23 protein-coding genes are annotated in these 24,689 nt (G+C 63.0%); 12 read left to right on the top strand and 11 right to left on the bottom strand.

The features are described from left to right. Positions 1–156: 156 nt before the first annotated feature. Both QZ266_RS02055 and QZ266_RS02050 read right to left on the bottom strand, forming a co-directional pair. Positions 157–1,488 (bottom strand): ammonium transporter, encoded by a 1,332-nt coding sequence (locus tag QZ266_RS02055; RefSeq protein ID WP_295691245.1) that lies wholly within the window; start codon positions 1,486–1,488, stop codon positions 157–159. A gap of 598 nt (positions 1,489–2,086) precedes the next feature. Then, the gene (locus QZ266_RS02050; protein WP_295691244.1) at positions 2,087–2,446 is read right to left on the bottom strand and encodes a YbaN family protein; all 360 of its coding nucleotides are present in this window, start codon (positions 2,444–2,446) and stop codon (positions 2,087–2,089) included. Positions 2,447–2,872: 426 nt separating this feature from the next. On the opposite strand from QZ266_RS02050, the gene QZ266_RS02045 reads away from it, so the two are divergent. From QZ266_RS02045 to leuB, 9 genes are read left to right on the top strand one after another with little or no spacing between them, the layout of a single operon-like run. Beyond that, positions 2,873–4,594, top strand: a complete 1,722-nt coding sequence (locus tag QZ266_RS02045) for a dihydroxy-acid dehydratase (protein ID WP_295691242.1) — start codon at positions 2,873–2,875, stop codon at positions 4,592–4,594. Next, entirely contained in the window at positions 4,591–5,607 is a 1,017-nt protein-coding gene (gene ilvC / locus QZ266_RS02040; protein ID WP_295691240.1) for a ketol-acid reductoisomerase, read from the top strand. Before QZ266_RS02045 ends, ilvC begins: the two co-directional genes overlap by 4 nt. Positions 5,608–5,642: 35 nt before the next feature. Then, the gene (gene ilvG / locus QZ266_RS02035) at positions 5,643–7,364 is read left to right on the top strand and encodes an acetolactate synthase 2 catalytic subunit (protein WP_295691238.1); all 1,722 of its coding nucleotides are present in this window, start codon (positions 5,643–5,645) and stop codon (positions 7,362–7,364) included. A 2-nt stretch (positions 7,365–7,366) separates the two neighbouring features. Beyond that, the gene (locus QZ266_RS02030; protein WP_295691236.1) at positions 7,367–7,687 is read left to right on the top strand and encodes an ACT domain-containing protein; all 321 of its coding nucleotides are present in this window, start codon (positions 7,367–7,369) and stop codon (positions 7,685–7,687) included. Continuing rightward, a complete protein-coding gene (locus QZ266_RS02025) occupies positions 7,669–9,258 on the top strand; it encodes a 2-isopropylmalate synthase (RefSeq protein ID WP_295691234.1) in 1,590 nt (529 codons plus the stop codon). Before QZ266_RS02030 ends, QZ266_RS02025 begins: the two co-directional genes overlap by 19 nt. A 14-nt stretch (positions 9,259–9,272) precedes the next feature. Beyond that, a complete protein-coding gene (locus QZ266_RS02020; protein ID WP_295691232.1) occupies positions 9,273–10,229 on the top strand; it encodes a branched-chain amino acid transaminase in 957 nt (318 codons plus the stop codon). Further along, positions 10,219–11,658 (top strand): 3-isopropylmalate dehydratase large subunit, encoded by a 1,440-nt coding sequence (gene leuC / locus QZ266_RS02015; RefSeq protein ID WP_295691230.1) that lies wholly within the window; start codon positions 10,219–10,221, stop codon positions 11,656–11,658. The genes QZ266_RS02020 and leuC overlap by 11 nt, the downstream gene beginning before the upstream one ends. Then, a complete protein-coding gene (leuD, locus tag QZ266_RS02010) occupies positions 11,651–12,250 on the top strand; it encodes a 3-isopropylmalate dehydratase small subunit (protein ID WP_295691229.1) in 600 nt (199 codons plus the stop codon). Before leuC ends, leuD begins: the two co-directional genes overlap by 8 nt. Next, a complete protein-coding gene (leuB, locus tag QZ266_RS02005) occupies positions 12,247–13,308 on the top strand; it encodes a 3-isopropylmalate dehydrogenase (RefSeq protein WP_295691228.1) in 1,062 nt (353 codons plus the stop codon). Before leuD ends, leuB begins: the two co-directional genes overlap by 4 nt. 46 nt (positions 13,309–13,354) lie before the next feature. Here leuB and QZ266_RS02000 read toward each other — a convergent pair whose 3' ends face one another. From QZ266_RS02000 to QZ266_RS01960, 9 genes are all read right to left on the bottom strand, one after another. Continuing rightward, positions 13,355–14,518, bottom strand: coding sequence for a membrane dipeptidase (locus QZ266_RS02000; protein WP_295691227.1), 1,164 nt, complete (start codon positions 14,516–14,518; stop codon positions 13,355–13,357). Between the two features lie 111 nt (positions 14,519–14,629). Continuing rightward, positions 14,630–15,538, bottom strand: coding sequence for a hypothetical protein (locus tag QZ266_RS01995; protein ID WP_295691226.1), 909 nt, complete (start codon positions 15,536–15,538; stop codon positions 14,630–14,632). A gap of 135 nt (positions 15,539–15,673) precedes the next feature. After that, complete coding sequence (locus tag QZ266_RS01990) at positions 15,674–16,540, bottom strand: ATP-binding protein (RefSeq protein ID WP_295691225.1); 867 nt, start codon at positions 16,538–16,540, stop codon at positions 15,674–15,676. Further along, a complete protein-coding gene (locus QZ266_RS01985) occupies positions 16,530–17,723 on the bottom strand; it encodes a SpoIIE family protein phosphatase (protein WP_295691224.1) in 1,194 nt (397 codons plus the stop codon). The genes QZ266_RS01990 and QZ266_RS01985 overlap by 11 nt, the downstream gene beginning before the upstream one ends. 7 nt (positions 17,724–17,730) lie before the next feature. After that, positions 17,731–18,033 carry an STAS domain-containing protein gene (locus tag QZ266_RS01980; RefSeq protein WP_295691223.1) on the bottom strand — a complete coding sequence of 101 codons (303 nt, stop codon included), beginning with the start codon at positions 18,031–18,033 and terminating at the stop codon, positions 17,731–17,733. Positions 18,034–18,067: 34 nt separating this feature from the next. Beyond that, positions 18,068–18,397: an Hpt domain-containing protein gene (locus QZ266_RS01975; RefSeq protein ID WP_295691222.1), complete on the bottom strand. Its 330-nt coding sequence runs from the start codon at positions 18,395–18,397 to the stop codon at positions 18,068–18,070. A gap of 141 nt (positions 18,398–18,538) precedes the next feature. Then, the gene (locus QZ266_RS01970) at positions 18,539–19,582 is read right to left on the bottom strand and encodes a LacI family DNA-binding transcriptional regulator (RefSeq protein WP_295691221.1); all 1,044 of its coding nucleotides are present in this window, start codon (positions 19,580–19,582) and stop codon (positions 18,539–18,541) included. 121 nt (positions 19,583–19,703) lie between these two features. Next, entirely contained in the window at positions 19,704–20,375 is a 672-nt protein-coding gene (locus tag QZ266_RS01965) for a ChrR family anti-sigma-E factor (RefSeq protein WP_295691220.1), read from the bottom strand. Continuing rightward, positions 20,372–20,956: a sigma-70 family RNA polymerase sigma factor gene (locus QZ266_RS01960; protein WP_295691219.1), complete on the bottom strand. Its 585-nt coding sequence runs from the start codon at positions 20,954–20,956 to the stop codon at positions 20,372–20,374. Before QZ266_RS01960 ends, QZ266_RS01965 begins: the two co-directional genes overlap by 4 nt. A gap of 220 nt (positions 20,957–21,176) precedes the next feature. On the opposite strand from QZ266_RS01960, the gene QZ266_RS01955 reads away from it, so the two are divergent. From QZ266_RS01955 to QZ266_RS01945, 3 genes are read left to right on the top strand one after another with little or no spacing between them, the layout of a single operon-like run. Next, positions 21,177–22,529 (top strand): NAD(P)/FAD-dependent oxidoreductase, encoded by a 1,353-nt coding sequence (locus QZ266_RS01955; RefSeq protein WP_295691218.1) that lies wholly within the window; start codon positions 21,177–21,179, stop codon positions 22,527–22,529. Further along, positions 22,526–23,317: a DUF1365 domain-containing protein gene (locus QZ266_RS01950; protein ID WP_295691216.1), complete on the top strand. Its 792-nt coding sequence runs from the start codon at positions 22,526–22,528 to the stop codon at positions 23,315–23,317. Before QZ266_RS01955 ends, QZ266_RS01950 begins: the two co-directional genes overlap by 4 nt. Continuing rightward, positions 23,317–24,558, top strand: coding sequence for a cyclopropane-fatty-acyl-phospholipid synthase family protein (locus QZ266_RS01945; RefSeq protein ID WP_295691214.1), 1,242 nt, complete (start codon positions 23,317–23,319; stop codon positions 24,556–24,558). Before QZ266_RS01950 ends, QZ266_RS01945 begins: the two co-directional genes overlap by 1 nt. The last annotated feature ends 131 nt before the right edge of the window (positions 24,559–24,689 follow it).

Here is a 24,689-nt window from a genome sequence, read left to right as displayed (position 1 = left end):
TAATGACCGGTGCGGATTTCAGTGTCTGTGGGTGGCTCGGCGAAGACCGACGCTCACCGGTTGATGACATAGTCTGGCTTGGCTCCGGGACGGCCCCGTCCGGCGGCGGGCCGGGATCCGGAGAGACGGGCTCTCCGGATCCGGCCGCTTGAGCCGTTACTGCGCCGGGGCTGAAGTCTTTCCCACGTCACTGGCGAAGATGGAGCCGGCGTCATGTCCGAGCTCGGACAGGTCACCGCCAACATTTTCGGCGTCTGGCGACAGTCGGATACCGACCGTGATCTTGAGGATCAGCCAGACAGCGAAGCTGGTTGCGAAGACGAAGGCACCGATGGCACCGACGCCGACGGCCTGGCCGAAGAAGGTGGCGTCGGAATTGGTCAGCGGCACGGCCATCGTGCCCCAGATGCCGGCGAAGAGGTGGACCGGGATAGCCCCGACAACATCATCGATCCGGACAGCTTCGAGCAATTTGGCGCCGAAGGTTGCAATCACTGAACCCACCGCACCGATGGCAATGGCCTGCAGGATTGTCGGCGTGAGCGGCTCGGCCGTGATGGCCACCAGTCCAGCCAGGGCCCCATTGAGGCAGTAGGCGAGATTGGCCTTGCCACCACCGAGCAGCATGGACAGGAGGTAGGCCGTCACGACGCCACCGGCGGCAGCCATGTTGGTGTTGGCAAAGATCTGCGAAATGGCGACCGCATCAGCAGAGGAACCCAGTGCGAGTTGCGAGGCGCCGTTGAAGCCGAACCAGCCGAACCAGAGAATGAAGGTACCCAGTGTTGCCAGTGGCAGGGAGCCCGGGGTCATTGGCTTGGAGTCCGGACCGAAGCGACCGGACCGCGCGCCAATCAGGATGGCACCGGCAAGGGCGGCCCAGCCACCGGTTGAGTGAACCAGGGTCGAACCGGCGAAGTCAGAGAAGCCGAAATCGGCATCCAGCCAGCCGCCGCCCCATTCCCAGCTACCCTGGATCGGGTAGATCAACGCGGTAAGGATGACCACGAAGATGAAGAAGGGGCCGAGCTTCACGCGCTCGGCAATGGTACCGGAGACGATGGAGGCTGCGGTGGCCACAAAGACCATCTGGAAGAACCAGTCCGAGGCCGCGGCATAGCCGGTCCCCAGATCGATCGCCTCGTCGCTCGCGAGTTCGGACGGCGCCCAGATTGCGGGCATTCCGAAATACGGGGTCTGCCCGCCATACATGACCTGATAGCCGACCAGGTAGAACATGATGCCGGCGATCGAGTAGAGAGCGATATTCTTCAGGCAGATGGCCGCGGTGTGCTTGGTGCGCACGAAGCCGGCTTCCAGCATGGCGAACCCGGCCGCCATGAGCATGACCAGGAAACCCCCGATCAGGAATAACAGCGTATTGAAAACAAAGGCTGTTTCCTCGGACACTTGAGCCTGTGCGGCACCGGTCAAGCCGATACCTGCCACTACGGCGCACAGCGCGCCTCGAGCCAGTGTCTTGTTCATTTGTGTCCTGCCAATCATTGGGATCCCCCCGTTTCTGGCAACTGCCCCTCACCATCCGGCCTGTCATCAGGTCGCGAACAGGGCTGCAGACTTCCTGCAGCACTTGAAAACTCTTTTCAGGATCAATGAGGTAGCGGTCGCCACGCGGGGCGCCCTGACCGGATATGATGCCCGGTCGATCACTCACGATCCGCGTCACACAGGTGTGACGGCGGATCCAATCAATTGCGCTCTGTGGTCAGGTCACCTTGTGGCGACTCTTGATTTCGAGAGCCTAGGACGCACTCTGCTGCATCGCAACATTTTTCTTTCAGTGCGCCTTGGGCGGTATTTTATTTCACCGGGAGTCCCGATATCGGTCCGATCTGGAATTATTTGCTCCTGGAAAGAGGCTGGCGTCGGCCGCCGCCAGCAGTTCAATCCACAGAGTCGCGACATGATCGGATGTCGCCCGAAAATTTGCTGCGCGTGCACAAATTTCCGTCAACCGCTTCGTGAAGTTTTTTTGTCAGACCCGTCAGGCTGCACGGAATTGAGCGCCCCTGCCCGGCGATGAAGCAAGGTGATAAGCGATTCAATTACCGCATACGACGGCGGCTCAAGGGCCATCCGGACGGGTCAGGATGAAGAAAGCGGCACAGGACAGGACGATGATCTGGATCGCGATAACCATCACACTCACCCCCATGGCGATACTCAACACCAACGCCATGAGCATGGCGGCAACGGCCAGAAGCTTGGATTTGCGATCGATGCTGCCATGCGCCTGCCAGTTCCGGATCAAGGGACCGAAACGCTTGTGGGCGAGGAGCCAGGCATGAAGCCGGGGTGAGGACCGCGCGAAGGCGAAGGCAGCCAGCAAGAGGAAAGGGGTGGTCGGCACGAGCGGCAAGACCACACCGGCAATTGCCAGGCCTACACAAACCAGGCCGAACACCCGCCAAATCAGTCGCTTCATCCACATACGGCCAAACTAGACTGTTTCACGCGCGCGAGCGCGTAGTATTCTTGTGCGCGAAACGCCTCCTTGCCGGATAATTATGCCCGGCAATGTCGAAACCTGCTCTTTGATGCAGTTTTTTTCCAAGTCGGGGTTGCCTTAACCAAAAAGCCGGGTCACGTTGCACCGCAATAGAGTTCTGGAAAGCCGATCTGATGATCAATGCGTACGCTCTGCCGGTTGCCCCGGCCGCTGCCCTGACGGGCGAGCGGGTGAACGCGCTCGGCCTACTCCTTCTCGTACTTGTACTTATTATCCCGACCATAACGGGAGCGGTAAGCGCGCCTGCCTGACGAGAGACCTCGCCAACCGGCAGACACAAAAAACCCCGCTCCCGGAACCCGGAGCGGGGTTTTTTTGTGTTTCGAGCCACGGAACACGACAATGACCCACGACAGCCGCAAGACCTCAGATGCCATCACTGCCGGTCCGGCCCGCGCGCCGGCCCGCGCGATGATGCGTGCCACCGGCATGGAGGATGCTGACTTCGACAAGCCGTTGATCGGTGTCATCAACACATGGACCACGGTCACCCCGTGCAACATGCATCTGGCTGACCTGGCGGAACCGGTCCGCGAGGCGGTCCGTGACGCCGGCGGCCACCCGGTCGACTTCAACACCATCGTCGTCTCCGACGGCATCTCGATGGGCACTGAGGGCATGCGCGCCTCGCTGATCTCGCGCGAGGTCATCACCGACTCGATCGAGCTGGCGACCCGCGGCCACAGCCTGGATGGGGTGGTCATCCTGGTCGGTTGCGACAAGACCATCCCGGCCGCAGCCATGGCGCTGGCGCGCATGGATGTGCCCGGCTGCATCCTCTATGGCGGCACGATCATGCCGGGCAAGCTGGGCGACCAGGCCCTGTCGATCCAGGACGTGTTCGAAGCCGTCGGCGCCCATGCTGCAGGAACGCTGGATGATGCCGGCCTGACGAAAGTCGAGAAGGCCGCCTGCCCTGGCGCGGGCGCCTGCGGTGGCCAGTTCACCGCCAATACGATGGCGATGATCCTGACCATGCTGGGCCTGTCCCCCATGGGCGTGAACGATATCCCCGCGCCCCATCCGGACAAGCCGGAGGCCGCCGCGCGCTGCGGCCGCCTGGCCGTCGAACTGGCAAAGGCTGGCACCACCGCGCGTCGCTTCATCACCGAGGATTCCCTGCGCAATGCAGTTATCGCCGCCTCGGCCTCGGGCGGTTCAACCAATGCCGTCCTGCATGTCGCCGCGATCGCCGCGGAAGCGGGCGTGGACTTCGATATCGCCGATTTCGACCGGATTTCCAGCGCAGCGCCGGTGATCACCGACCTGAAGCCGGGCGGGCGCTTCCTGGCCCACCACATGTTTCTGGCCGGCGGCTCGCGCCTGTTCGGCCAGCGCCTGATCGAAGGCGGCCTGCTGGCTGACACGCCGACCGTCACCGGAGAGAGCCTGCACGCCGAATGCGCAAGCGCCGAGGAAAGCCTCAATCAACGGGTCATCCATTCAGTCGCCAAGCCGGTCAAGGCCGACGGCGGCTTCCGGGTCCTGACGGGTGATCTGGCGCCCGAAGGCGCCGTGCTCAAACTGTCCGGGCATGACCGCACTGAATTCTCCGGTCCGGCCCGGGTGTTTGAATGCGAGGAGGATGCCTTCGCCGCGGTCGAGGCCAATGCGGTCAAGGCCGGCGACATTCTCGTCATCCGCAATGAGGGTCCCAAGGGCGGTCCCGGCATGCGTGAAATGCTGGGCGTCACCGCTGCCCTGGTCGGCCAGGGTCTGGCCGGCGATGTGGCCCTGATCACGGATGGCCGTTTTTCCGGCGCCTCCAAAGGTTTCGTCATTGGCCATGTCAGCCCGGAAGCTGCCGATGGCGGGCCGATCGGCCGCATCCGCAATGGCGACATCATCCGCATCGATGTGGCCACACGGCGCATCGATGTCGAGGCGGACCTCGCCAGCCGTCCACCCTCCTCATCCGGCCGGCCTGCGCCGACCGGTGTCTTCGCCAAATATGCCGCCCTGGTCTCTTCGGCCGCGCGCGGTGCCACCACTCTCATCGCTCCGCCGCCTGCAGCGACGGCGCGCCCCACACACACATCATCCAAGCAGGAGATGCCCGCATGACTGCCTCCACCCCGTCCCGCCGTGCCGCCTTCGAGGTCGACACGACAGCCTTCAAGGCCCAACCGGTCGCCGTTATCGGCTATGGCAGCCAGGGCCGTGCCCATGCCATGAACCTCAAGGACAGCGGCTGTGACGTCACGGTCGGTGTTCGCCCCGGCGGTGCCGGCGAGAAGAAAGCCAAGGCTGACGGCCTCAAGACGGCGACGCCGGAAGAGGCCACCAAGGCCGGCAAGCTGATTGCCATCCTGACCCCGGACATGAGCCATGAAGCCCTGTTCCGCGAATCCATCGCACCCAACCTGTCTCCCGGCGATGCGGTTCTGTTCGCGCACGGCTTCTCGGTCCATTTCGGCCGTGTCACCCCGCCGGAAGGCGTCGATATCATGCTGGTCGCTCCGAAAGGTCCGGGCGATCTGGTTCGCCGCGAATACGAAATCGGCCGCGGTGTGCCTTGCCTGTTCGCCGTCCAGCAGGATGCGACCGGCGAAGCCCGGGAGCGGGCACTGGCCTACACATCCTGCATTGGCGGCGCCAATTCCGGCGTGATCGAGACGACTTTCGCCGAGGAAACCGAGACCGATCTGTTCGGCGAGCAGGCCGTCCTGTGCGGCGGCGCAACCGAGCTGGTCATGGCGGGCTATGAGACCCTGGTTGATGCCGGCTACCAGCCGGAAGTGGCCTATTTCGAATGCCTGCACGAGCTCAAGCTGATCGTCGACCTCCTCTATGAAGGCGGAATGGCCAAGATGCATGAATTCATCTCGGAGACCGCCATTTACGGCGATCTGCGCTCGGGACCCCGCGTCATCAATGACGAGACCCGCGCGCGCATGCGTGAGGTTCTCAAGGACATCCAGGACGGCACTTTCGCGCGCGACTGGATCACCGAGAACCAGGCCGGCAAGCCGCAATACCAGGCCCTGCTGCGCAAGGATCTGGAACATCCGATCGAGAAAACCGGCGCCGCCCTGCGCGCCGACATGCCGTGGCTGCAGCCCGGCGCGAACGCCTGACCGGCGCACGACGAGAAGAAGAAGGACGAGATGTGATGACGGCCCTGCCCGCCACCGAGATCGACGACACGGCCTCCGCTGCCGACGCCGCACAGACGCGTACCCGCCAGACCGGGGCGCATGCGGTCGTACGGACACTGGAAGCGTTGGGTGTGACCCGGGTCTTCGGCTATCCGGGCGGGGCCATCATGCCGGTCTATGACGCGCTGACCGGCTCGTCCCTGAAGCATATCCTGGTCCGCCACGAACAGGCCGCCGCATTCGCGGCCGATGCCCAGGCGCGCCTGACCGGCAAGGCCGGCGTCTGTCTGGCCACGTCCGGACCGGGCGCCACCAACCTCCTGACCGGCATCGCCAATGCCTATCTGGACAGCGTCCCGATGATCATCCTCACCGGCCAGGTTCCGTCCGGACTGATGGGGACCGACGCTTTCCAGGAAGTCGATGTCTTCGGCATGTCCATGCCGGTCGTGAAACATTCGATCATTATCCGCGATCCGATGCGGATCCCGGAAATGATCGCGGAAGCCTTCCAGATCGCGGAGGGCGGACGCCCCGGCCCGGTCCTGATCGATCTGCCGAAGGATGTCCTACAAGCCGAGGCGTACCCCACCTTTCCCCCAGGGTCTCGGCCTGAGGCCGGGCCGCCGAGCCCGCCAGAATCAGACCTGGCGAGCGCGACGGCCCTGCTGGCCCAATCGGACCGCCCCGTCCTCTACATCGGTGGCGGCGTCACCTTGGGCGGTGCCGTCGACGCCGTGCGCGACTTCATGGCGCGCACCGGCATACCCGCAGTCGCCACACTGAAGGGCCTGGGCTGTGCCCACCCCGACAGCGAGACCTATCTCGGCATGCTGGGCATGCATGGCGGACGCGCGGCCAATGTGGCGGTCGATGAAAGCGATCTGCTGATCTGTTGCGGTGCGCGCTTCGATGACCGGGCGACGGGTCGTCTGGACAGTTTCGCGCCCGGCGCCCGGATCATTCATATCGACGGCGATGCCGCCGAGATCGACAAGCTGCGCCGGGCCGAGATCGGCCTGGCCGGCGACATCACGGAAATCCTCGCCGGCATCACCAATGACTGGCTGGATATTGCGGCGTGGCGCGACACCTGTATCGAGCGCAAACACCGTCACGCCTTCCGCTATGACGCGCCAGGTTCCGGCGTTTATGCCCCGGCCATGCTGAAGGAATTGTCGGAAGTCGCTGGCGATGACTTCATCGCCGCCTGCGATGTCGGCCAGCACCAGATGTGGGTGGCCCAGCATTGCCGTTTCTCGCGCCCGGAACACCATCTGACCTCAGCGGGCCTGGGCGCGATGGGCTATGGCCTGCCTGCCGGAATCGGCGCTGCGATGACGCGGCCGGATGCCAAGGTCGTCACCATCACCGGCGACGGCTCGATCATGATGAATATCCAGGAATTGGCCACGGCCCGCCGCTATGGCGTGCCGGTCAAGATTTTGCTGCTGGACAACGCCTCGCTGGGCCTGGTTCGGCAATGGCAGGAGTATTTCTTCGAAGAGAATTTTTCCGAGATCGACCTCTACGACAACCCCGATTTCGCGGAAGTGGCCCATGCCTTCGGCATCGAGGCGTTCACCGTTCACAGCCGCGAGGAAGTGCCCGCGGCGATCGACCGCCTGCTCAAGGCACGCGGCCCCATACTGGCGCACGTCCTGATCGACCCGCGTGAGAATGTCTGGCCGCTTGTGCCGCCGGGCGCGTCCAATGCCGACATGATGGAGAACTGATCATGCGCACCTTGCTTCGTATTGATATCGCTGACGCAGAAGGCGCCCTGATGCGGCTTATCGGTCTTGTCGAACGCCGCGGCTTCACCATTGCAACGCTCGACAAGGCGGCCTCATCGAACGGTCAGTCCACAGTGACCATGTCGCTCGATGCCCGCGATGACGCGCGCAACATGGATGTGCTGGCCCGCCAGGTCGCGCGCCTGCTCGACGTGCGCGGCGTCTTCACGCCCGATTTCGAGCCCCAGATTGCCCCGGAAATCGCTGCCCAGGCAGCCGGTACGCCCCATCGATGGAGGCAAGCATGCCCGCCCCGACACTGACATCTGTGAACACCCCGCAGCCGGACCGGTTGCATATCTTCGACACCACGCTGCGCGATGGTGAACAGGCTCCGGGCTTCTCCATGAACCCGGCGGAAAAACTGGAAATTGCGCACCTGCTCGAGGCCATGCGGGTCGATACGATCGAGGCCGGCTTCGCTGCGGCCTCGCCCGGCGACAGCGAGGCCATCCGCCTGATCGCATCGGAAATCCGCAATTCCACCCTGTGCTCGCTGGCGCGCGCCAATGAGAAGGACATCGATGCGGCTGCCCACGCGCTCGAACCGGCGCATCGCAAACGCCTGCATATCTTCATCGCGACCAGTCCCATCCATCGCGAGGCCAAGCTGCGCATGTCGCGCCGCGAAGTGCTGCAGACGATCGAGCGTTGCCTCCGGCACGCGGCGGGCACATTCGATGAGATCGAATTCTCCGCCGAAGATGCCCTGCGCACCGAGCCGGATTTCCTGGTCGAGGCCATGGCCTGTGCCGCCGCCCATGGCGCCGATGTCCTGAACGTTCCCGACACGGTCGGCTATTCCGAACCGGACGAGATCCGCGCCGTGTTCGAGAAACTTGTCGCCCAGGTCCAGCGCCCGGACCATGTGATCTTCTCCGCCCATTGCCACAATGACCTGGGACTGGCCGTCTCCAATTCGCTCGCCGCCGTAAAGGGCGGGGCCCGCCAGGTCGAATGCGCGATCAACGGGATCGGCGAGCGCGCCGGCAATTGCTCGCTGGAGGAAATCGTCATGGCCTTGCAGGTCCGGGCCGACATCTTCCCGGCTGTCAGCCATGTCGACGCCACCAAGATCTGGTCGGCCAGCCAGCGCCTGGCCCGGGTGACCGGTACCGCGGTCGCGCCCAACAAGGCTATCGTCGGCAAGAATGCCTTTGCCCACGAGGCCGGCATCCATCAGCACGGCATGATTTCCGACCGCCGGACCTATGAGATCATGACACCGGAAAGCGTCGGAGCGCCGGGCTCGGCCCTGGTGCTGGGCAAGCACTCAGGCAAGCACGCCCTGGTCCAGCGCCTGGCCAAGCTGGGCTATCAGCCCGACCCGGACAAGCTGAACCAGGTCTTCAAGGATTTCAAACACCTGGCCGATGAGCTGGGCGAAGTGAATGATGCCGATCTGGTTGCCATGATGGAAGGCTTCTCCCCCAGCGGTTCGCGCTGGACCGTTCTGCGCACCGAGTTGCGCACAACGGCCGGTCGCCAACCCAAACAGTTTGCCCGCATTGAACTGGAGCATCCCGACCGCGGCCGCGTCTCCGACATCGCGTCCGGCGACGGCCCGATTGCGGCCGCCTTTGCGGCGGTCCAGCGTATCACCGGCACGGACGCCACCGTGACGGCTCTGGAGACCCGCATGCGATCGACCGCGACCGGTCGCGAATTCGTTGCCGATATCAGCATCGACATTGACGGCACGATCTTCTCCGGGCGCGCGCGTGGCCCCGATATCGTCACCGCAGCCATCGACTCGCTGCTCTTCACACTCGATCGCGGTGAGGCCTATGGCCGGGCCGACATGACCCAGAAACAACCGGCTCAGGCCGTCTGACAGGACACAGTAAAATGGCAATCCAGGAAACCGACTTCATCTGGCGCAACGGCGAACTGATCGACTGGCACGAAGCCCAGACGCATGTTCTCTCACACGCTTTGCATTACGGCTCCTCCGTCTTCGAGGGGATCCGCTGCTACGACACGCCGACCGGCCCGCACATCTTTCGGCTGACCGACCACATCAAGCGACTGTTCAACAGCGCCAAGGTCTATCACATGCCGATCGAGCACACCGAAGCAGAGGTCGAAGCGGCCTGCCGGATGGTGATCCGGTCCAATCATCTGAAGGACGCCTATATTCGCCCGGTCGCCTTTTTCGGCTATGGCGGGATCGGTGTCCTGCCGGGTGCCGACAGCAAGCCTGAAATCTGCATCGCCGCCTTCCCCTGGGGCGCCTATCTCGGTGAGGAAGCGCTGACCAAGGGCGTGGATTGCTGCATTTCCTCGTGGAGCCGACCGGCCCCGAACACCATTCCAACCGGCGCCAAGGCGGGCGGAAATTATCTGTCTTCCATGTTGATCAGCCATGAGGCGCATTCGCGTGGCTTCGACGAAGGCATTGGTCTGGACGTCAATGGTCTGGTGTCGGAAGGCGCCGGGGAGAACATCTTCGTCGTCTCCGATGGCGTCATCCGCACCCCGCCGAGCTCGGCCTCCATCCTGTCAGGCCTGACCCGGGATTCGGTGATGAAACTGGCCGAGGCGGAAGGTTTCGATGTCCGCGAGCAGACCCTGTCCCGCGAGAGCCTCTACTTCGCCGACGAGATTTTCTTCACCGGCACGGCAGCAGAGATCACTCCGGTCCGCTCGGTCGACGGACATGTTGTTCGCGCGGGCGGTCGGGGACCGATAGCGGAACTGATGCAGGAGCGCTTCTTCGGCCTGTTCTCCGGCGATACGCCGGACCGTCATGGCTGGCTGCAGCCGGTCCAGGACAATGCGATGGAGGTTCAGCATGTCGCCTGAGACTGAGCGCACGGGCGAGGCCCCGCGCTCCCTGTTCGACAAGGTCTGGGAGGCTCACCAGGTTCGGGACGAAACGGTGGAGACGCCGGGTCTGCTCTATATCGACCTGCATCTCGTGCATGAAGTGACCTCACCGCAGGCTTTCTCCGTGCTCGATGAGCGCGGGCTGGGCGTGCGTCGCCCCGACCGCACCCTGGCAACGATCGACCATGCCACGCCGACGCTCGACTTTGCGCCGGGCGAGACGCCGCCCTATGCGACCAAGGCGGCGCAGAGCCAGGTCGAGCGCCTGCAGGACAATGCGAAAAAGCACGGCATCACCCTGCATGGCTGGGGCAGCGGTCATCGCGGCGTTGTCCATGTGATCGGGCCGGAACTGGGCGCGACACAACCGGGCATGACAATTGTGTGCGGTGACAGCCATACGGCCACTCATGGCGCCTTCGGGGGCCTCGCCTTCGGCATCGGCACCACGGAAGTCGGCCATGTCCTGGCGTCGCAATGCCTTCTGCAGCGCAAGCCGAAATCCATGCGCGTGACCGTCGATGGCGAGATCGCGACGGGCATTTCGGCCAAGGATATCATCCTCGCCATCATCGCCGAACTCGGAGTCGATGGCGGCACCGGGTGCGTAATCGAGTATGCTGGCAGCGCGATCGAGGCCCTCGACATGGAAGGCCGGATGACGGTCTGCAACATGTCAATCGAGGCTGGTGCCCGTGCGGGCATGATCGCGCCGGACGAAACCACTTTCGACTGGCTGAAAGGCCGCGAACACTGCCCGCAAGGCGCCGAGTGGGACGCCGCGGTCGCCCATTGGGCGACTCTGCGCAGCGACCCGGGAGCCCGCTTTGACCAGGAGGTCATGATTGACGCCGCGTCGATCCGGCCGATGGTGACCTGGGGCACAGCCCCGGATACCGGCATCGCCGTCAACACGCCCATTCCGACGCCGCGCACCGCATCCCAGAAGAAGGCGCTCGCCTATATGGGCCTCGAGGCCGGAAAGCCGGTGGCCGGCGCACGCGTTGATCAGGTCTTTATCGGCTCCTGCACCAATTCCCGCATCACCGATCTGCGCGAGGCGGCCGCCATCATGAGCGGTCGGCGGGTGGCGGACGGCATTCGCGCGCTCATCGTGCCCGGTTCGGTTGCCGTCAGGGCCCAGGCCGAGGCGGAAGGTCTCGACCGGATCTTCATCGAAGCCGGCGCCGAATGGCGTCAGCCCGGCTGCTCCATGTGTATCGCGATGAACGGCGATCGGGGCGAACCCGGCCAGTTGGTCGTCTCGACTTCGAACCGGAATTTCGAAGGCCGCCAGGGCCCTGGCGTCCGTACCATATTGGCCAGCCCGGCAACCACCGCGGCCGCCGCGATTGCAGGGCATGTCATCGAACCCGCCGAATTGATGGAGCCCGCCCATGCCTGATCCTGCTCCAAAGACTCAGGATGATGTCCGCCAGATCGACAGCCGGACCTTTGTCATCGATCAGGAAGACATTGATACCGACCAGATCATTCCGGCCCGTTTCCTGACCACGACCACACGGGACGGTCTGGGCAGGCTGGCCTTTCATGACTGGCGTTATGACGGAGACGGCAGGCCGCTTGATGCCGTTTCACTGAACAGCCTCGACACCGCTGCCTGCCGGGTTCTCGTTGCCGGTCGCAATTTCGGATGTGGCTCGTCGCGCGAACATGCGCCCTGGGCCCTGCATGATTTCGGCTTCCGGGCCGTCATCTCCAGCGAGTTCGCCGACATTTTCCGCTCGAACTCTGCCCGCAACGGACTGCTTCCGATCGTCGCGCCGGAGGCGGCTCATCACTGGTTGCTCGCCAATCCCGGCATTTCAATCAGGATCGATCTGGCCAGCCAGCATGTTGATCTGGGCAATGGCCCGAGTTTCGATTTCGAGATCGAACCCTTTGCCAAACACTGCCTGATGGAAGGCACGGATCCGCTCGGCTTCCTGATGAGCCATGCCGACGCCATCGACGCTTACGAGGCTGACATCGCATGAACTATCGCATCACCCTCCTGCCCGGTGACGGGATCGGACCGGAAATCACCGCAGTCGCCCGCGCCGTGCTCGAACATGTCGCCGCGCTGGAAGGCTTCCGAATCGAGTTTGAGACCTGTGCCTTTGGCGGTGCCTCCATCGATGCATTCGGGGAGCCGCTGACAGACCAGACGCTTTCGGCCTGCCGGGCGGCCGATGCGGTTTTTCTTGGCGCGGTGGGGGGGCCGAAATGGGATCGGGCCGACGCCCGGCCGGAAGCCGGCCTTCTGTCCCTGCGCAAGGCGCTGGGCGTCTATGCCAATCTGCGTCCGGCCGCCGTGCATCCGGCTCTGGCCGGAAAATCACCCCTGCGCCCGGACCTCGTCGCGGGCACGGATGTGCTGATCGTGCGCGAATTGACCGGTGGCATCTATTTCGGCGAACGTGAACGGACCGCCGACACAGCCAGCGATAAATGCACCTATTCACGCAGCGAGATTGAGCGGGTGGCGCGCATCGCCTTTCAGCAGGCCCGACTGCGCCGCGGCAAGCTGACCTCGGTCGACAAGGCCAATGTGCTGGAAACCAGCCGTCTCTGGCGCGATGTCGTCAGCGAGATGGGCGCCCGCGATTTTCCGGATGTCGCGCTCGACCACATGTATGTCGACGCCGCCGCCATGCACATGCTGCGCGCACCGGCGAGCTTCGATGTGATCGTCACCGAAAACATGTTCGGCGATATTCTCTCCGACGAGGCCTCCATGCTGCCCGGTTCGATCGGACTGCTGGGATCGGCGTCGCTGGGCGACAGCAAGCCGGGCCTGTTCGAGCCCATCCACGGCTCCGCGCCGGACATTGCCGGCCAGGACAAGGCCAACCCGTTCGGGGCCATCGAAGCCGCCGCACAATTGCTGGAAAGCCTCGACGAAAACGCTGCCGCAAAACGACTTAGAGACGCGGTCAATGCGATGCATGAAGCCGGCGAATGGACCGGTGATCTGGGCGGAACGCTCAGCTGCTCGCAGGCCGGGGTCAAACTGGTTGAACGCCTCGAGGCCGAGGCGGTGGCGGCGGAATAGCCGCCGCCACCAGCGCCTGTTCGGTCAGCGCCTGTTTGGGCAGCGCCTATTCCGCCGGCAGATTCTCGAGAAAGAAGCGGATCATGTTCTCGCCCATCACCTGGCGCACCTCGTCCTCGCCCAGACCGGCAGCGAGCAGCCGGTCGGTGAGCACGGCATATTCAGAGGCGTCAAATGTCGTCGTGACCGTTCCGTCATAGTCGGAGCCGAGCGCGACATGGTCGATACCCACCAGATCGATCGCGGCCAGCAATGTCGCCGCCACGCCTTCGGGGCTGTCATCACAGGTGACATCGGCCCAGAAGCCGATCCCGATCAGGCCGCCGCCGGCTGCAATCCGCTGCATGAGCGCGTCGGGAATATTCCGCTTCACTGCGCAGTGGCCGTGCACGCCCGTATGGGACACCACGAGGGGGCTGTCCGTCATGGCCAGCACATCCTCGACGACTTGCGGGGACGAGTGGGCAACATCAATGATGAGGCCACGCTCATCCATGCGGTGAATGACCTCGCGCCCAAAATCGGTCAGCCCGTCATTGGATACACCATGCAGGGAGCCGCCGAGCGCATTGTCGAAGAAATGCTGCAGGCCGAGCATGCGATAGCCGGCATCCCAGAGCACATCAACATTCCCGATTTCCCCCTCAAGCGGATGGGCTCCCTCGGTTTCAAGCAGGCCCGCCATCGCGGCCGGATCGGTTTCGCGCGCCGCCAGGACCGCTTCGAGATCGGCCCGGGTCCGCACCACGGTGAAGCTGTCATCGCGCTCTGCCAGGCGGTTCAGCCGATCGGCATGATAGACCGCGCGTTCCAGGATCGAATCCCAGGTCCGCATCGGCCAACGCTGGACGATGGCGAGCGCCGTGATGTCGTCACTGTCGGCGGTGTTGCTATCGTAATTCTGGCCAGAGGGCGTCTTTGTCACGCTGGAGAAGACCTGGAAGGCGACCTGCCCGGCCCGAAGGCGCGGCAGATCGGTATGACCCCGACCATTCCATCGGGTCGGATCGCGCATCCACAACAGCATGTCGGAGTGTAGATCGCCGACCCGGAGCGTGCCGTGCAGCGCCTCGGCCTCAGCGGTCAGACCATAGGGTTCGTGGGGTGTGACGACATTCATGTCGGCATCGATCCGGGCCGGTAGAATGAAGAAGACAAACCCCACAGCGACGAGCAGGACGCCGACGCAAACAGCCAGAATGAAACGCATGAAGACCCACCTCGATAACCACGGCCAAAGGCATAAACCGGAATTCCGGACAGAAAAAGGGCGGCCGGTAAGAAGCGGCCGCCCTGAAATCCGTCACGCTGAAAGCGTCGACTACTCGCTGTAGAGCTCGGAAATCGACAGCGTGGCATCGGCATTCTGGCCCTGGCTGTACGAGCCAATCCAGATGTCATAGGTGCCGGAAGCCGGATTGGAGAAAGTCAGCGACGGGTTGAGGCCGACATTGCCGCCATCATCATCGCAATACCAATTCCCATTGGGATCATTGACGAGAATGGTCGTGTCCGAGTTCGATGCCGCGGACAGGATCAGCGGGAGCGAACCGGCGCTGAAGCTCAGTTCGAAGTCCGGAGCTGACGACACCCATCCAGCACACCCATTGCGCACTTCCGAGGCGCGGTGTGTGCCGCCGGAGATGATGTTGACCCGATAGGGATCCGGAGCGAAACCGCCGCTCAGATTGGCACCGCCGAAATTGGCCGGAAGGGACCAGTCAATGCTCTGATAGCTGCCGCCACCCTGGGAGGGCTGGCCGCCAGCCATGCCGAGTTCGGAAATCGACAGGGTCGCCTGGGCATAATCGCCCTCGGAATAGGAGCCGACCCAGATGTCGTACCGACCGGAAGCCGGATTGGCGAATGTCATGCTCGGATTGAGGCCTTGGCCGCTGTCATCGTCGCAATACCAGTTGCCGGCCGGCCCGTTGACCACGAGCGTCGTGTCGGAACCGGAAACCGAGCTGATGGTCAGGTCGAACATGTTGCCGGCCTGGTAATAGACCGAATAGTCAGGCGCATTGGCGATCCAGCCACGACAGGAGCTGGAGAGGTTGCTGGCGTGCAACTGTCCACCCGATGTCAGCGTGACGTTATACGGATCCGGCGTGAAGCCGGAGCTTAGATTGACCGACCCGAAAGACGGCGGCGCGGTAAAGTCTTGCGCGGTGGCCGCGCCAGCCAAAAATGCGGATGCGATGACGCTCGCAATAATCTGGGTTTTCATCTGGATCCCCTCCCTGTAGTCCGTGTGGAACACCCCTGCGTTCCGAATAACACGTCTTGTCTGTGGAAGATTAGAGGATTTCCCGACTGAACCATAGCTGAACGCGAAAATATTCGGATTGCGGCGTCCGGGCCGCTAGCCACGCCCGTTCTTCGGCAGAAGGATGGTGGCCTCGACGATATTTCCGGCTCCCAGATAGGTCAGGGACGAGAAGGCCAGGTCCTTCGCCATCGCGATGCCGCGACCCCGATATCCGTCCATCGGGCGCATGTCCGCCAGATAGCGGACATGATCAAATCCGTCACCTTCATCCTGGATTGTCATCGAGATGATGCGGTCGCTGCGCTTGAAGCTGAAGATCACCACCCGGTGCGCAAAGGCCGGATTGCCGAGGCGGGCCTCGACTTCCTCGCGCCAGCATCCCTCCAGCAAAAGATCGTGCTTCAAGGCGGCATCGATTTCCAGATTGCCATGCTCGACGGCATTGATCAGCAATTCCTGCAGCCCGACCGCGACAAGGTCCGAATTGGGGCAGGCAAGCGCGACCATGGTCGCCAGATTGCGGGCTTCATCCAGGGTGCGAAAGACAAATTGTCCATTGATAATCGTGCCAATCGCCGACTTTCGTCGGGCGACATCGGCGCGCAGGGACATCACCTGATCGCGGAAATCCTTGGTCGAGCGAACGACCGACATGACGGATTCAAGATCGACATCGCTGTGCAGAACGAAATCAGCCCGCGTCCCGGTGGTCGGGTCATCGGTGATGAGAATGGACTGGAGCGCGCCGGCATTGTGGTCAGCAGCCCGGCCTATCTCTCCGCCGTGGGCATCATCGGCGATCACAAGGCCGACCGTCGCGCCTTGCGGAAGCTCCGCCTCGAGAACAACCAGCTCCCCATAGCGCTCCACCATTGATTGGCGTATCGCGATCGCCAGCGGCGTCTCATCAAGGCGGACCCAGATTGCGTCGGATAGCGTCTTCGTGGTCTCACCTGTCACCGGTCACCTCCAGGAGCAGGAGTGTGAGGTCGTCGCGGCTCTGGGCCTCGGGATCATCGAATACCTGCCCGATCATGGCGCTCATGAAACCGGCGCCACCTTCCCGCGAGACCACGTCATGCGCGAGCCGCGCGAGATCTTCCGGCTCCAGTGACAGATCGGGCTGTTCGAAATTTTCGTACAGCGCGTCGCTGTAGCAAAGCAGCCGGTCACCCTGCTTCAGGCTGGTTTTCCAGGTGTCATAGCTGACCCCCGGGGCGCATCCGAGAATAAGGCCGCTGCCACCCAGAGCCTGCCAACCGCCCGAGGCTTCCAGCAGGATTGGAGGCGGGGCCCCGGCAATCGCGTAATGCAGGTGGCCGGAGGCGGTATCGATCACCGCATAAAAGGCGGTGGCGAAATGCTCTACCGGCAGGATCTGGTACAGGTAGTCATTCACCGCGGCCAGCCAAAGCCCTGGCTCGGACCGGTCGTGGCGCAGTGTGTCGGTCAGCATGTGAACGCGAAAGGCGTTGATCGCGGCGGCCACGCCATGCCCCGACAGATCGATCATCAGGATGCCAAAACGGGTTTCATCGATCTCGAAGACCTGCCAGAGGTCGCCGCCCAGCTGATTGGAGGCTTGATAGAAGGTCCACAAATCTGCACCACGCGGGCGGGCAATCGCGGCGACGTCCTCATCGGATTTGAGGAGCGAGATCTGCATCGCCTCGGCCGCCTTCAGCTCCTCCTCCATCCGGCGCCGATAGCGCTGGAGGCTGTTCATCATGCGGCGACGTTCAAGATGCAACCGCACCCGCGACACGATCTCGTGGGGGTGAATGGGTTTGGAAATCACATCCGAGGCACCGGCATCAAAGGCCGACGCCCTCTGGTCGGCATCCTCAAGGGCTGTCTGAATCAGGATCGACACAGGCAGGTTCAGGCGTTGCCGGACTTCCCGGCAGACATCAAACCCGTCCTTGTTCGGCATAACGATATCGAGAACGACGATCTCGACCGGCTCACGTTCGAGAACGTCCAGCGCCTCCACACCGTCACTGGCAAACAGGTGATTGGTGAAGCCCGCGGCCTCGAGCACAGCGGCAATCATCAGGCGCGAGGATTTCTGGTCATCAACGATCAGGATGAGCGCGGTATCCACTGCGTGGTCTGACAGGAGTGACTCGTCGGGCCCTGACATCGCCACCTCAGACGATCTTGATCAGCTGGTCTACCTTGGACAGCTCGACCACTTTGGCAACATGCCCGGTCACGCCTGACAGCACGAGGGCCTTGCCCGACTTGTCAGCCTTGTCCTTGGCCAGAAGCAACATGCCGATACCGGCAGAGTCGATCATCTTGGTGGTCGTGAGGGAAAGTTCCACAAGCTCAGGCGTGCAAGCCGCGATCTCGTCAACAATCCGTCGGAAAGGCTCGTGGTCGTCAAAGGTGATCACACCGGATATCCACACGAGAAGTCGGTCGTCCCGGTTTTCAGTCCTGTATTCCATCGAATCTTCCTCCGTGCCGTCTGGGGCATCAAGCTCAGGATGCGGACTCCAGACGAGAAATCGAGCGATCGAGAACCTCGGTCAACGCCGCGCCCGGATCGCTGGCATCGCGTTCCAGCTCGGCGGCAATCTGGCTGAGCTGAACCAGGCCAATATTGGAGGCGGCCCCCTTGAGAGCATGCGCCGAAGCCTTGGCCTGATCTTCATCAGAATTGGCAAGCGCCTCATAATAGGCTTGCCCGAGAGACCGCAAATCCGTGACGAACTGGTCTTTCATTCCGGCAAACACCTCGACGCCGACGGCATTGACCAGGGTCTGGATTATGAGCGGATCGATTTCCGGTTGAGTGCGCCAGTCGCTCACATGTCTCTCCCCGATTGCTCATCCCGGCCCAAGAAGGCCGAGCTCGCTGCCAACCCTGCATCAAGGCCGCTAACAATCCCTGAAATTCGGGGACATTCAGACAGCTGCCACAGAGTGCAGCCTTCCGGGAGATTTGTGAAGCTAAGAGGCCGGTGCGGCTGAGGAATCGCGGATCACGATCTCGGAGCGAATTTCACGGCGCGCGGCGGCGGCCTCATCGCCATTGAGATGGCTGGCCAGCAATTCGATGGCCGCACTGGCCATGTCCGAAATCGGCTGTCGAACCGTGGTCAGTTGGGGCCAGATCGCCGTCGCCGTCTGGGTGTCATCAAAACCCACCACCGTGAGATCACGCGGCACATCAAGCGCATGCTTGTGTGCCAGAGCGATCACAGCCACCGCCATGTCATCATTGGAGGCGAAGATCGCGGTCGGTCGATCGGCGAGCGACAACAGGCGATCCGCCGCTTCCAGGCCCGATTTGTACGTAAATGCACCCGGCGCGATCAGGGCAGGATCGCTTTCCAGCCCATGCGCTGCGAGTCCTTCGAGGAAGCCGGCATGTCGTTCCCGACTGGCGCCATGCTCTTCCGGACCCAGCACGAAGCCGATCCGCCTGTGGCCAAGCTCGATGAGATACTCAGTCATTCGACGCGACGCGGCGCGGTCATCGGTCAGCACACAGGGAGCGCGATCCAGATCATTGTCGGGCGCGATGCGGACATGTGGAATACCCGCCTCCGCAACGGCAACAAGCACGTCTGCATTGTCGCAAACCGGCGGCGGCATCACGATGCCGTCGAAATTCGAGGTGCGCAGCATGGCCGCGATCTCGGCGGCCCAGTCCTCGCCGGCAGCGCCACAGCTCTCCAGCACCAGATGATATCCGGATGTACGACAGCGGTTCAGCGCGCCGATCAGCAATTCACTGATATAGCCGGCGCTGGGATTGTCGTAGAGGAGGCCGATGAAATAGGCGTTCGCGCGGGCAAGGTTTCGCGCCGACAGGTTTGGCCGGTAGTTGAGTTCCTTGATGGCAGCCTGGACGCGCTCGCGCGTCGCGGGGCGGACATTCGGCTCGGCATTGAGCACACGCGAGACGGTCATCGCGGACACGCCTGCCGCACTTGCCACATCCTTGATGGTCGCGCCGGACTGCTTGTTCGCCCGTGTCTTCACACTCATGCTGGCCGTCACCCCGGGACCTGACGAAATCACGTGAGCCGGCATGGTAGCGCAAACGCCGCGCGACCGCACCCGCCTTCGTCACTCGCCGGGGGACCCAGTGTCGGCAAGCCTCACCGGCTCAGAGACCGGTAAAGACCTGAAATGCCCGAAGAAGCGGATTGTCAAAACGAAGCTTGCCGCAGGTCAGTGCCAGACAGACACACACGCCCGACGGATCGATCCGGATATCGTGCTCGATATCGGGATGCGCCTCTTCCACATCGCCGCGCCGGTACTCCTGATCGCCATCCCAGAAACTTCCCTTGAGGACGAGCGTCAGTTCGGAACCATTGTGACCGTGATGTGGAATGGCAACGCCGGGTTCGGCCTTGAGCAACCAGAGACGCTCGTCTTCATCACCGCGCCAAAGCACGGCCTTGCGCAGGCCCGGCCCGAGAAATTCCCATTTTACCTGTACGCCCGTGCGTTCCAGATAGGCGGCAAGCGCCGGCGGGATATCGACATCTGCGAGCTCTGCGGGGGTCGCTGCAGAGGCAGGATCCGTGACCTCGTCTTCGCTTCCATCGACTAGGTCGAGCAGATCATCGGCTGAGAAAGGCAATGCCTCTCCTGTCGGCAGCTGCTCAAGCAGGGAGCCGCCTATTCGGTCGAGGCGCGCCAAACGGGCCCCGGCTTCGTCATTGAGTTCAATGTGGGAGCGAACAAGCACGCCCTCGGCTTCGCTCGCCAGTGCTCCGGCGGCGTAGTCGAGATACCAGGTATCGTCCAGCACATGACCGCGTTGGGTCATACCAAGTCTCCAAGTGTCGTCTTCAGCTTGCCCATGGCGAGCCTTATTCGTGATTTTACTGTACCGAGCGGCAAGTCGAGCCGGTCGGCGATTTCGCTGTGAGACAGCCCTTCCGTGAAGGCCATGTCGATGACCTGACGCTGGTCAGGTGACAGGGTTTCGAGTGCGGCCCCGACGCTTTGCGCCGACTCCGACATCTCGCACAAATCGTCCGCGGCAGGCGCGGGTTCCGGCTGCAGGGACGGATCGGTTTCGTCCATCTGCTCCGCCCGCTTCGCCTTGCGGAACTGGTCAATGTGCTGATTGCGGGCAATCGTGTAGATCCAGGTCGAGGCGCCGGCCTTGGCCGGGTCAAAACTGGCCGCGCGGCGCCAGACCGCCAACATCACGTCCTGCGTGATATCCTCTGCCTGCGCCTTCGGCACGCGACGCTGAAGCAGGAATGACCGGATCCGTGGCGCGAAATGATCGAACAACGCCCTGAAGGCCTGACGATCGCGCGCCTGTCCGACCCGCACGAGCAGGTTGGACATGGCCCGGCTGTCGACCGCAGCACTCGGGCGCTCAGTCAGATCCGTCATGAACCCCTTTCCCGGGTCGAAAGCCCGGCGGTTGGCCGGACGAGCAGGTATCTGGACAGCAGCGTACATGGTTCGGCTTACGAAGACAGCGTCGGACCGGATCACTCCTCAGTTGGATAAATGCGCAGCCTACGCGCGACGCGCGTGTGATCCGCTTTGGGATCGGAGGCGTAACTGTCCCCGAGAATATTTCTGAAGCCTCCCTCACGCGAGAACCTCCATGACCCAATCACCCAAGCGCCGCGTCGCGGTCATCGGTTCCGGTATTTCAGGCCTGGCCGCCGCCTGGCGGCTGTCAGGGACTCACGAGGTCACGGTCTTTGAAGCGGCTGACCGCCTGGGCGGCCACGCGAATACGGCGACGGTCGAGCTCGAGGGCCGGTCCTTCGGGGTCGATACCGGCTTCATCGTCTATAATCCGCGCAACTACCCCAACTTCGTCAGCCTTATGGACAAGCTGGACGTCGAGACAGCCGAAAGTGACATGTCCTTCGCGGCATCGATCGGCAATGGCGGGTTCGAGTATTCGTCCAATCCGAGCGGGCTCTTCGCCCAGCGTCGCAATCTCGTTCGCCCGCGCATGTGGCGGATGATCGCCGACATTCTGCGTCTGAACCAGCACGCGCGTGACAGCCAGAGCACCGAGACCAGCCTCACCCTCGACGAGTTTCTGAAAGAGAAGGGTTATTCCCGCACCTTCCGGGAAGATCACATTCTGCCCATGTGTGCAGCCATCTGGTCCTCGCCGGTTGATCAGATGCGGGGCTTCCCGGCCGACAGCTTCTTTCGCTTCTTCCTCAATCACGGCCTGCTGCAACTGACCGACAGGCCTCAATGGCGCACGATTGCTGGCGGCAGCCAGGCCTATGTCAAAGCGTTGGCGAAGGCGATTGACGGTAGTATCCGGGTCGGCGAGCCGGTTCAGGGCCTGCAACGGTCAGAACAGGGCGTCACGGTCTCACTGTCTGACGGCACGCTTGAATCGTTCGACGATGTCGTGCTGGCCTGCCACTCCGACCAGGCTCTGAAACTGGTGTCGGATGCGGATCCGGAAGAAAGAACACTCCTCTCGGCGATCCGCTACCGGCCGAATACGGCTGTGCTGCACACGGATACGCGCCTCATGCCCCGCCGCCGCTCCGCCTGGGCGAGCTGGAACTATCTCGAGCGCCGGCGCGGTGACACTCATGAAATCAGCCTGACCTACTGGATGAACCGGTTGCAGCCGCTGCCCGTTGAGACCCCGGTCCTGGTAACCCTCAACCCGCAGACCGAGCCGGATCCCGACACGGTCCTGCGCGTCGATTCCTATGACCATCCGGTCTTCGATCAGGCTGCCATCTCCGCTCAATCTGCCATCGGCCAGATCCAGGGCCGGGGCGGCATCTGGTATTGCGGCGCCTGGCTCGGCTCCGGTTTCCACGAGGACGGCCTGCAGTCAGGACTGATCGTCGCCGACGCGCTGGGCGCGACGGCGCGACCATGGTCGCGGTCGAACATGAACGCACGGATCGCCTGGCCCGGCTCCGCTTCAGCGGCGACAAGCGACGCCCTGCCTATCGCCGCCGAATGACACCGCGCCCCGCCTCACTTCTCATTGGCCAGGTCGGCCATACGCGGCGCGGGCCGCGTCATCACAGCCTGCGTTACCGCATGGCGTCCGTCCTCGTTGATATCGACGGACCGGATGTCCCGCGCTCCCGCCGGCTCGGCTTCGGCTTCAATCGCGCAGCCCTGGTGAGCCTGTTCACCCGTGACCATGGCGGTGCGGACATGGCGTTGCGGGACTGGGTCGAGACCCGTCTTCGGGAGGCCGGCGTGTCGGGCCCCTTTGGCCGCATCCAGCTGCTCGCCGCGCCGCGCGTACTCGGTCTGGCCTTCAACCCGGTCTCCGTATTCTTCGCGCACGCCCCAGACGGCAGGCTGATCGGCCTGATTTTCGAGGTCAGCAATTTCCATAGCGGGCGCTGCGCCTATGCCTTCCCCGTGGAGACAGAAACCGTGGAGACAGAAACCGACGCCGACGGATCTGTCCGCCTGACCACCGAAAAGCGGTTCTTTGTATCGCCCTTCAATCCGGTCGCCGGGACCTACCAATTCCGGATCAATCGCGATGCCGGTGTCTACCGGCTGGGTATTCAGCTGATCCGCGATGACGCCGTTGTGCTCAGCGCGGCGCACACCGCCCGGCTGGAGCCGCTCGAACCTGCCCGACTGCGCGCCGCCGCCTGGCTCGTCGCAACCAATACGGGGCGCATTTTTTTTGGTATCCTGTGGGAGGCGTTGAAATTGCGTCTCAAGGGGCTGGCGATGTTCGCCCCACGCCGCGGAACCATTGACACCATGCCGGGGAGGCATTGATGGACGCGTATAGTAACCAATCCACGACGGGGAGTATTCACCCGTCCCGACTTCAAGCCTTCGCCGCGCGTCGGATCACCCGGGCGCTCGATGGACTGACCTCTGCCCGCCTGCGGGTCGAATTGCCCGGCGGCTACCGATTTGCGGTTGGACCCGATCACGCGAAGATGGTCGCTGACTGGACCATCAGTCGCTGGAATGCCCTGCTGCGCATCGCTGCCAGCGGCGTGCTGGGCTTCTCCGAAGGCTATGTGAATGATGAATGGCAGACCTCTGACCTGCCGGCGCTCCTCACGGCCCTCGCCACCGAATTGGACAAGGTTCACGCCGCAAAAGGCCGGGGCGGACCGAGCCGTCTCCTGGCACGTCTGCAGCACTGGATGAACGCCAATACGCGCCGCGGGAGCAGACGTAATATCTCCTTCCACTACGATCTCGGCAACGCCTTCTACGAGCAGTGGCTCGATGAGAGCATGACCTATTCCGCGGCCCTGTTCGAAAGCGAAGACGACACGCTGGCGCAGGCCCAGACCCGAAAATACCGGCGGATCTGCGAGAGCCTGAATCTCAAACAAGGAGACCGCATTCTGGAAATCGGCTGCGGTTGGGGCGGGTTCGCCGAAGTCGCAATCCGTGATTTTGGATGTCATGTTACCGGGCTGACCCTTTCCAGGGAGCAGCTGGAATATGCCCAGTCACGCCTGGAGAAGGCCGGGCTGGGCGACAAGGCCGATCTTCGATTGCAGGACTATCGGGACGTCTCGGAGCGTTTCGACGCGGTCGCCTCGATCGAGATGTTCGAAGCGGTCGGCGAAGCGCATTGGCCGATCTATTTCAAGCAAGTCCATCACTGTCTCAAGCCAGGTGGGCGAGCCGCGCTGCAAGTCATCACCATTCGCGAAGGCGATTTCGACCGCTATCGCAGCGCGGTCGATTTCATCCAGAAATACGTCTTCCCGGGCGGCATGCTGCCGCCAGCCCCCCTGTTGGACACGCTCGCCGGCGAGGCCGGCCTGGTCGCCAAGGACAGCTTGATGTTCGCGGATGGCTATGCCCGCACCCTGGCGGCCTGGCACCAGGCCTATCGAGCGAGCTGGCCGGATATCGAGCCGATGGGATTTGATGCCCGTTTCGACCGGATCTGGCGATTTTACCTCGCCTATTGCGAAGCCGGCTTCAGAACCGGCCGGATTGATGTCGGACAATTCGTCTACGCCAAGCCTGGACACGAGGCCGGCTAGATCTTCCGCGCCAGATTGCCCGCGCCAGATTTTCCGCCCGCCCGGGGCGGTGGTCCTGCCCCGCGGGCGATTGCTTCGATTTGAATCAAATCATAACCCGGCGCTGACCGGACCTTTACCTCTTTGCGCCA

This window comes from uncultured Maricaulis sp. (assembly GCF_905480005.1).
Classification (GTDB): Bacteria; Pseudomonadota; Alphaproteobacteria; order Caulobacterales; family Maricaulaceae; genus Maricaulis.
Note: the sequence above shows the minus strand (reverse complement) of the source record. Positions and strands in the feature narration are given on the sequence as shown.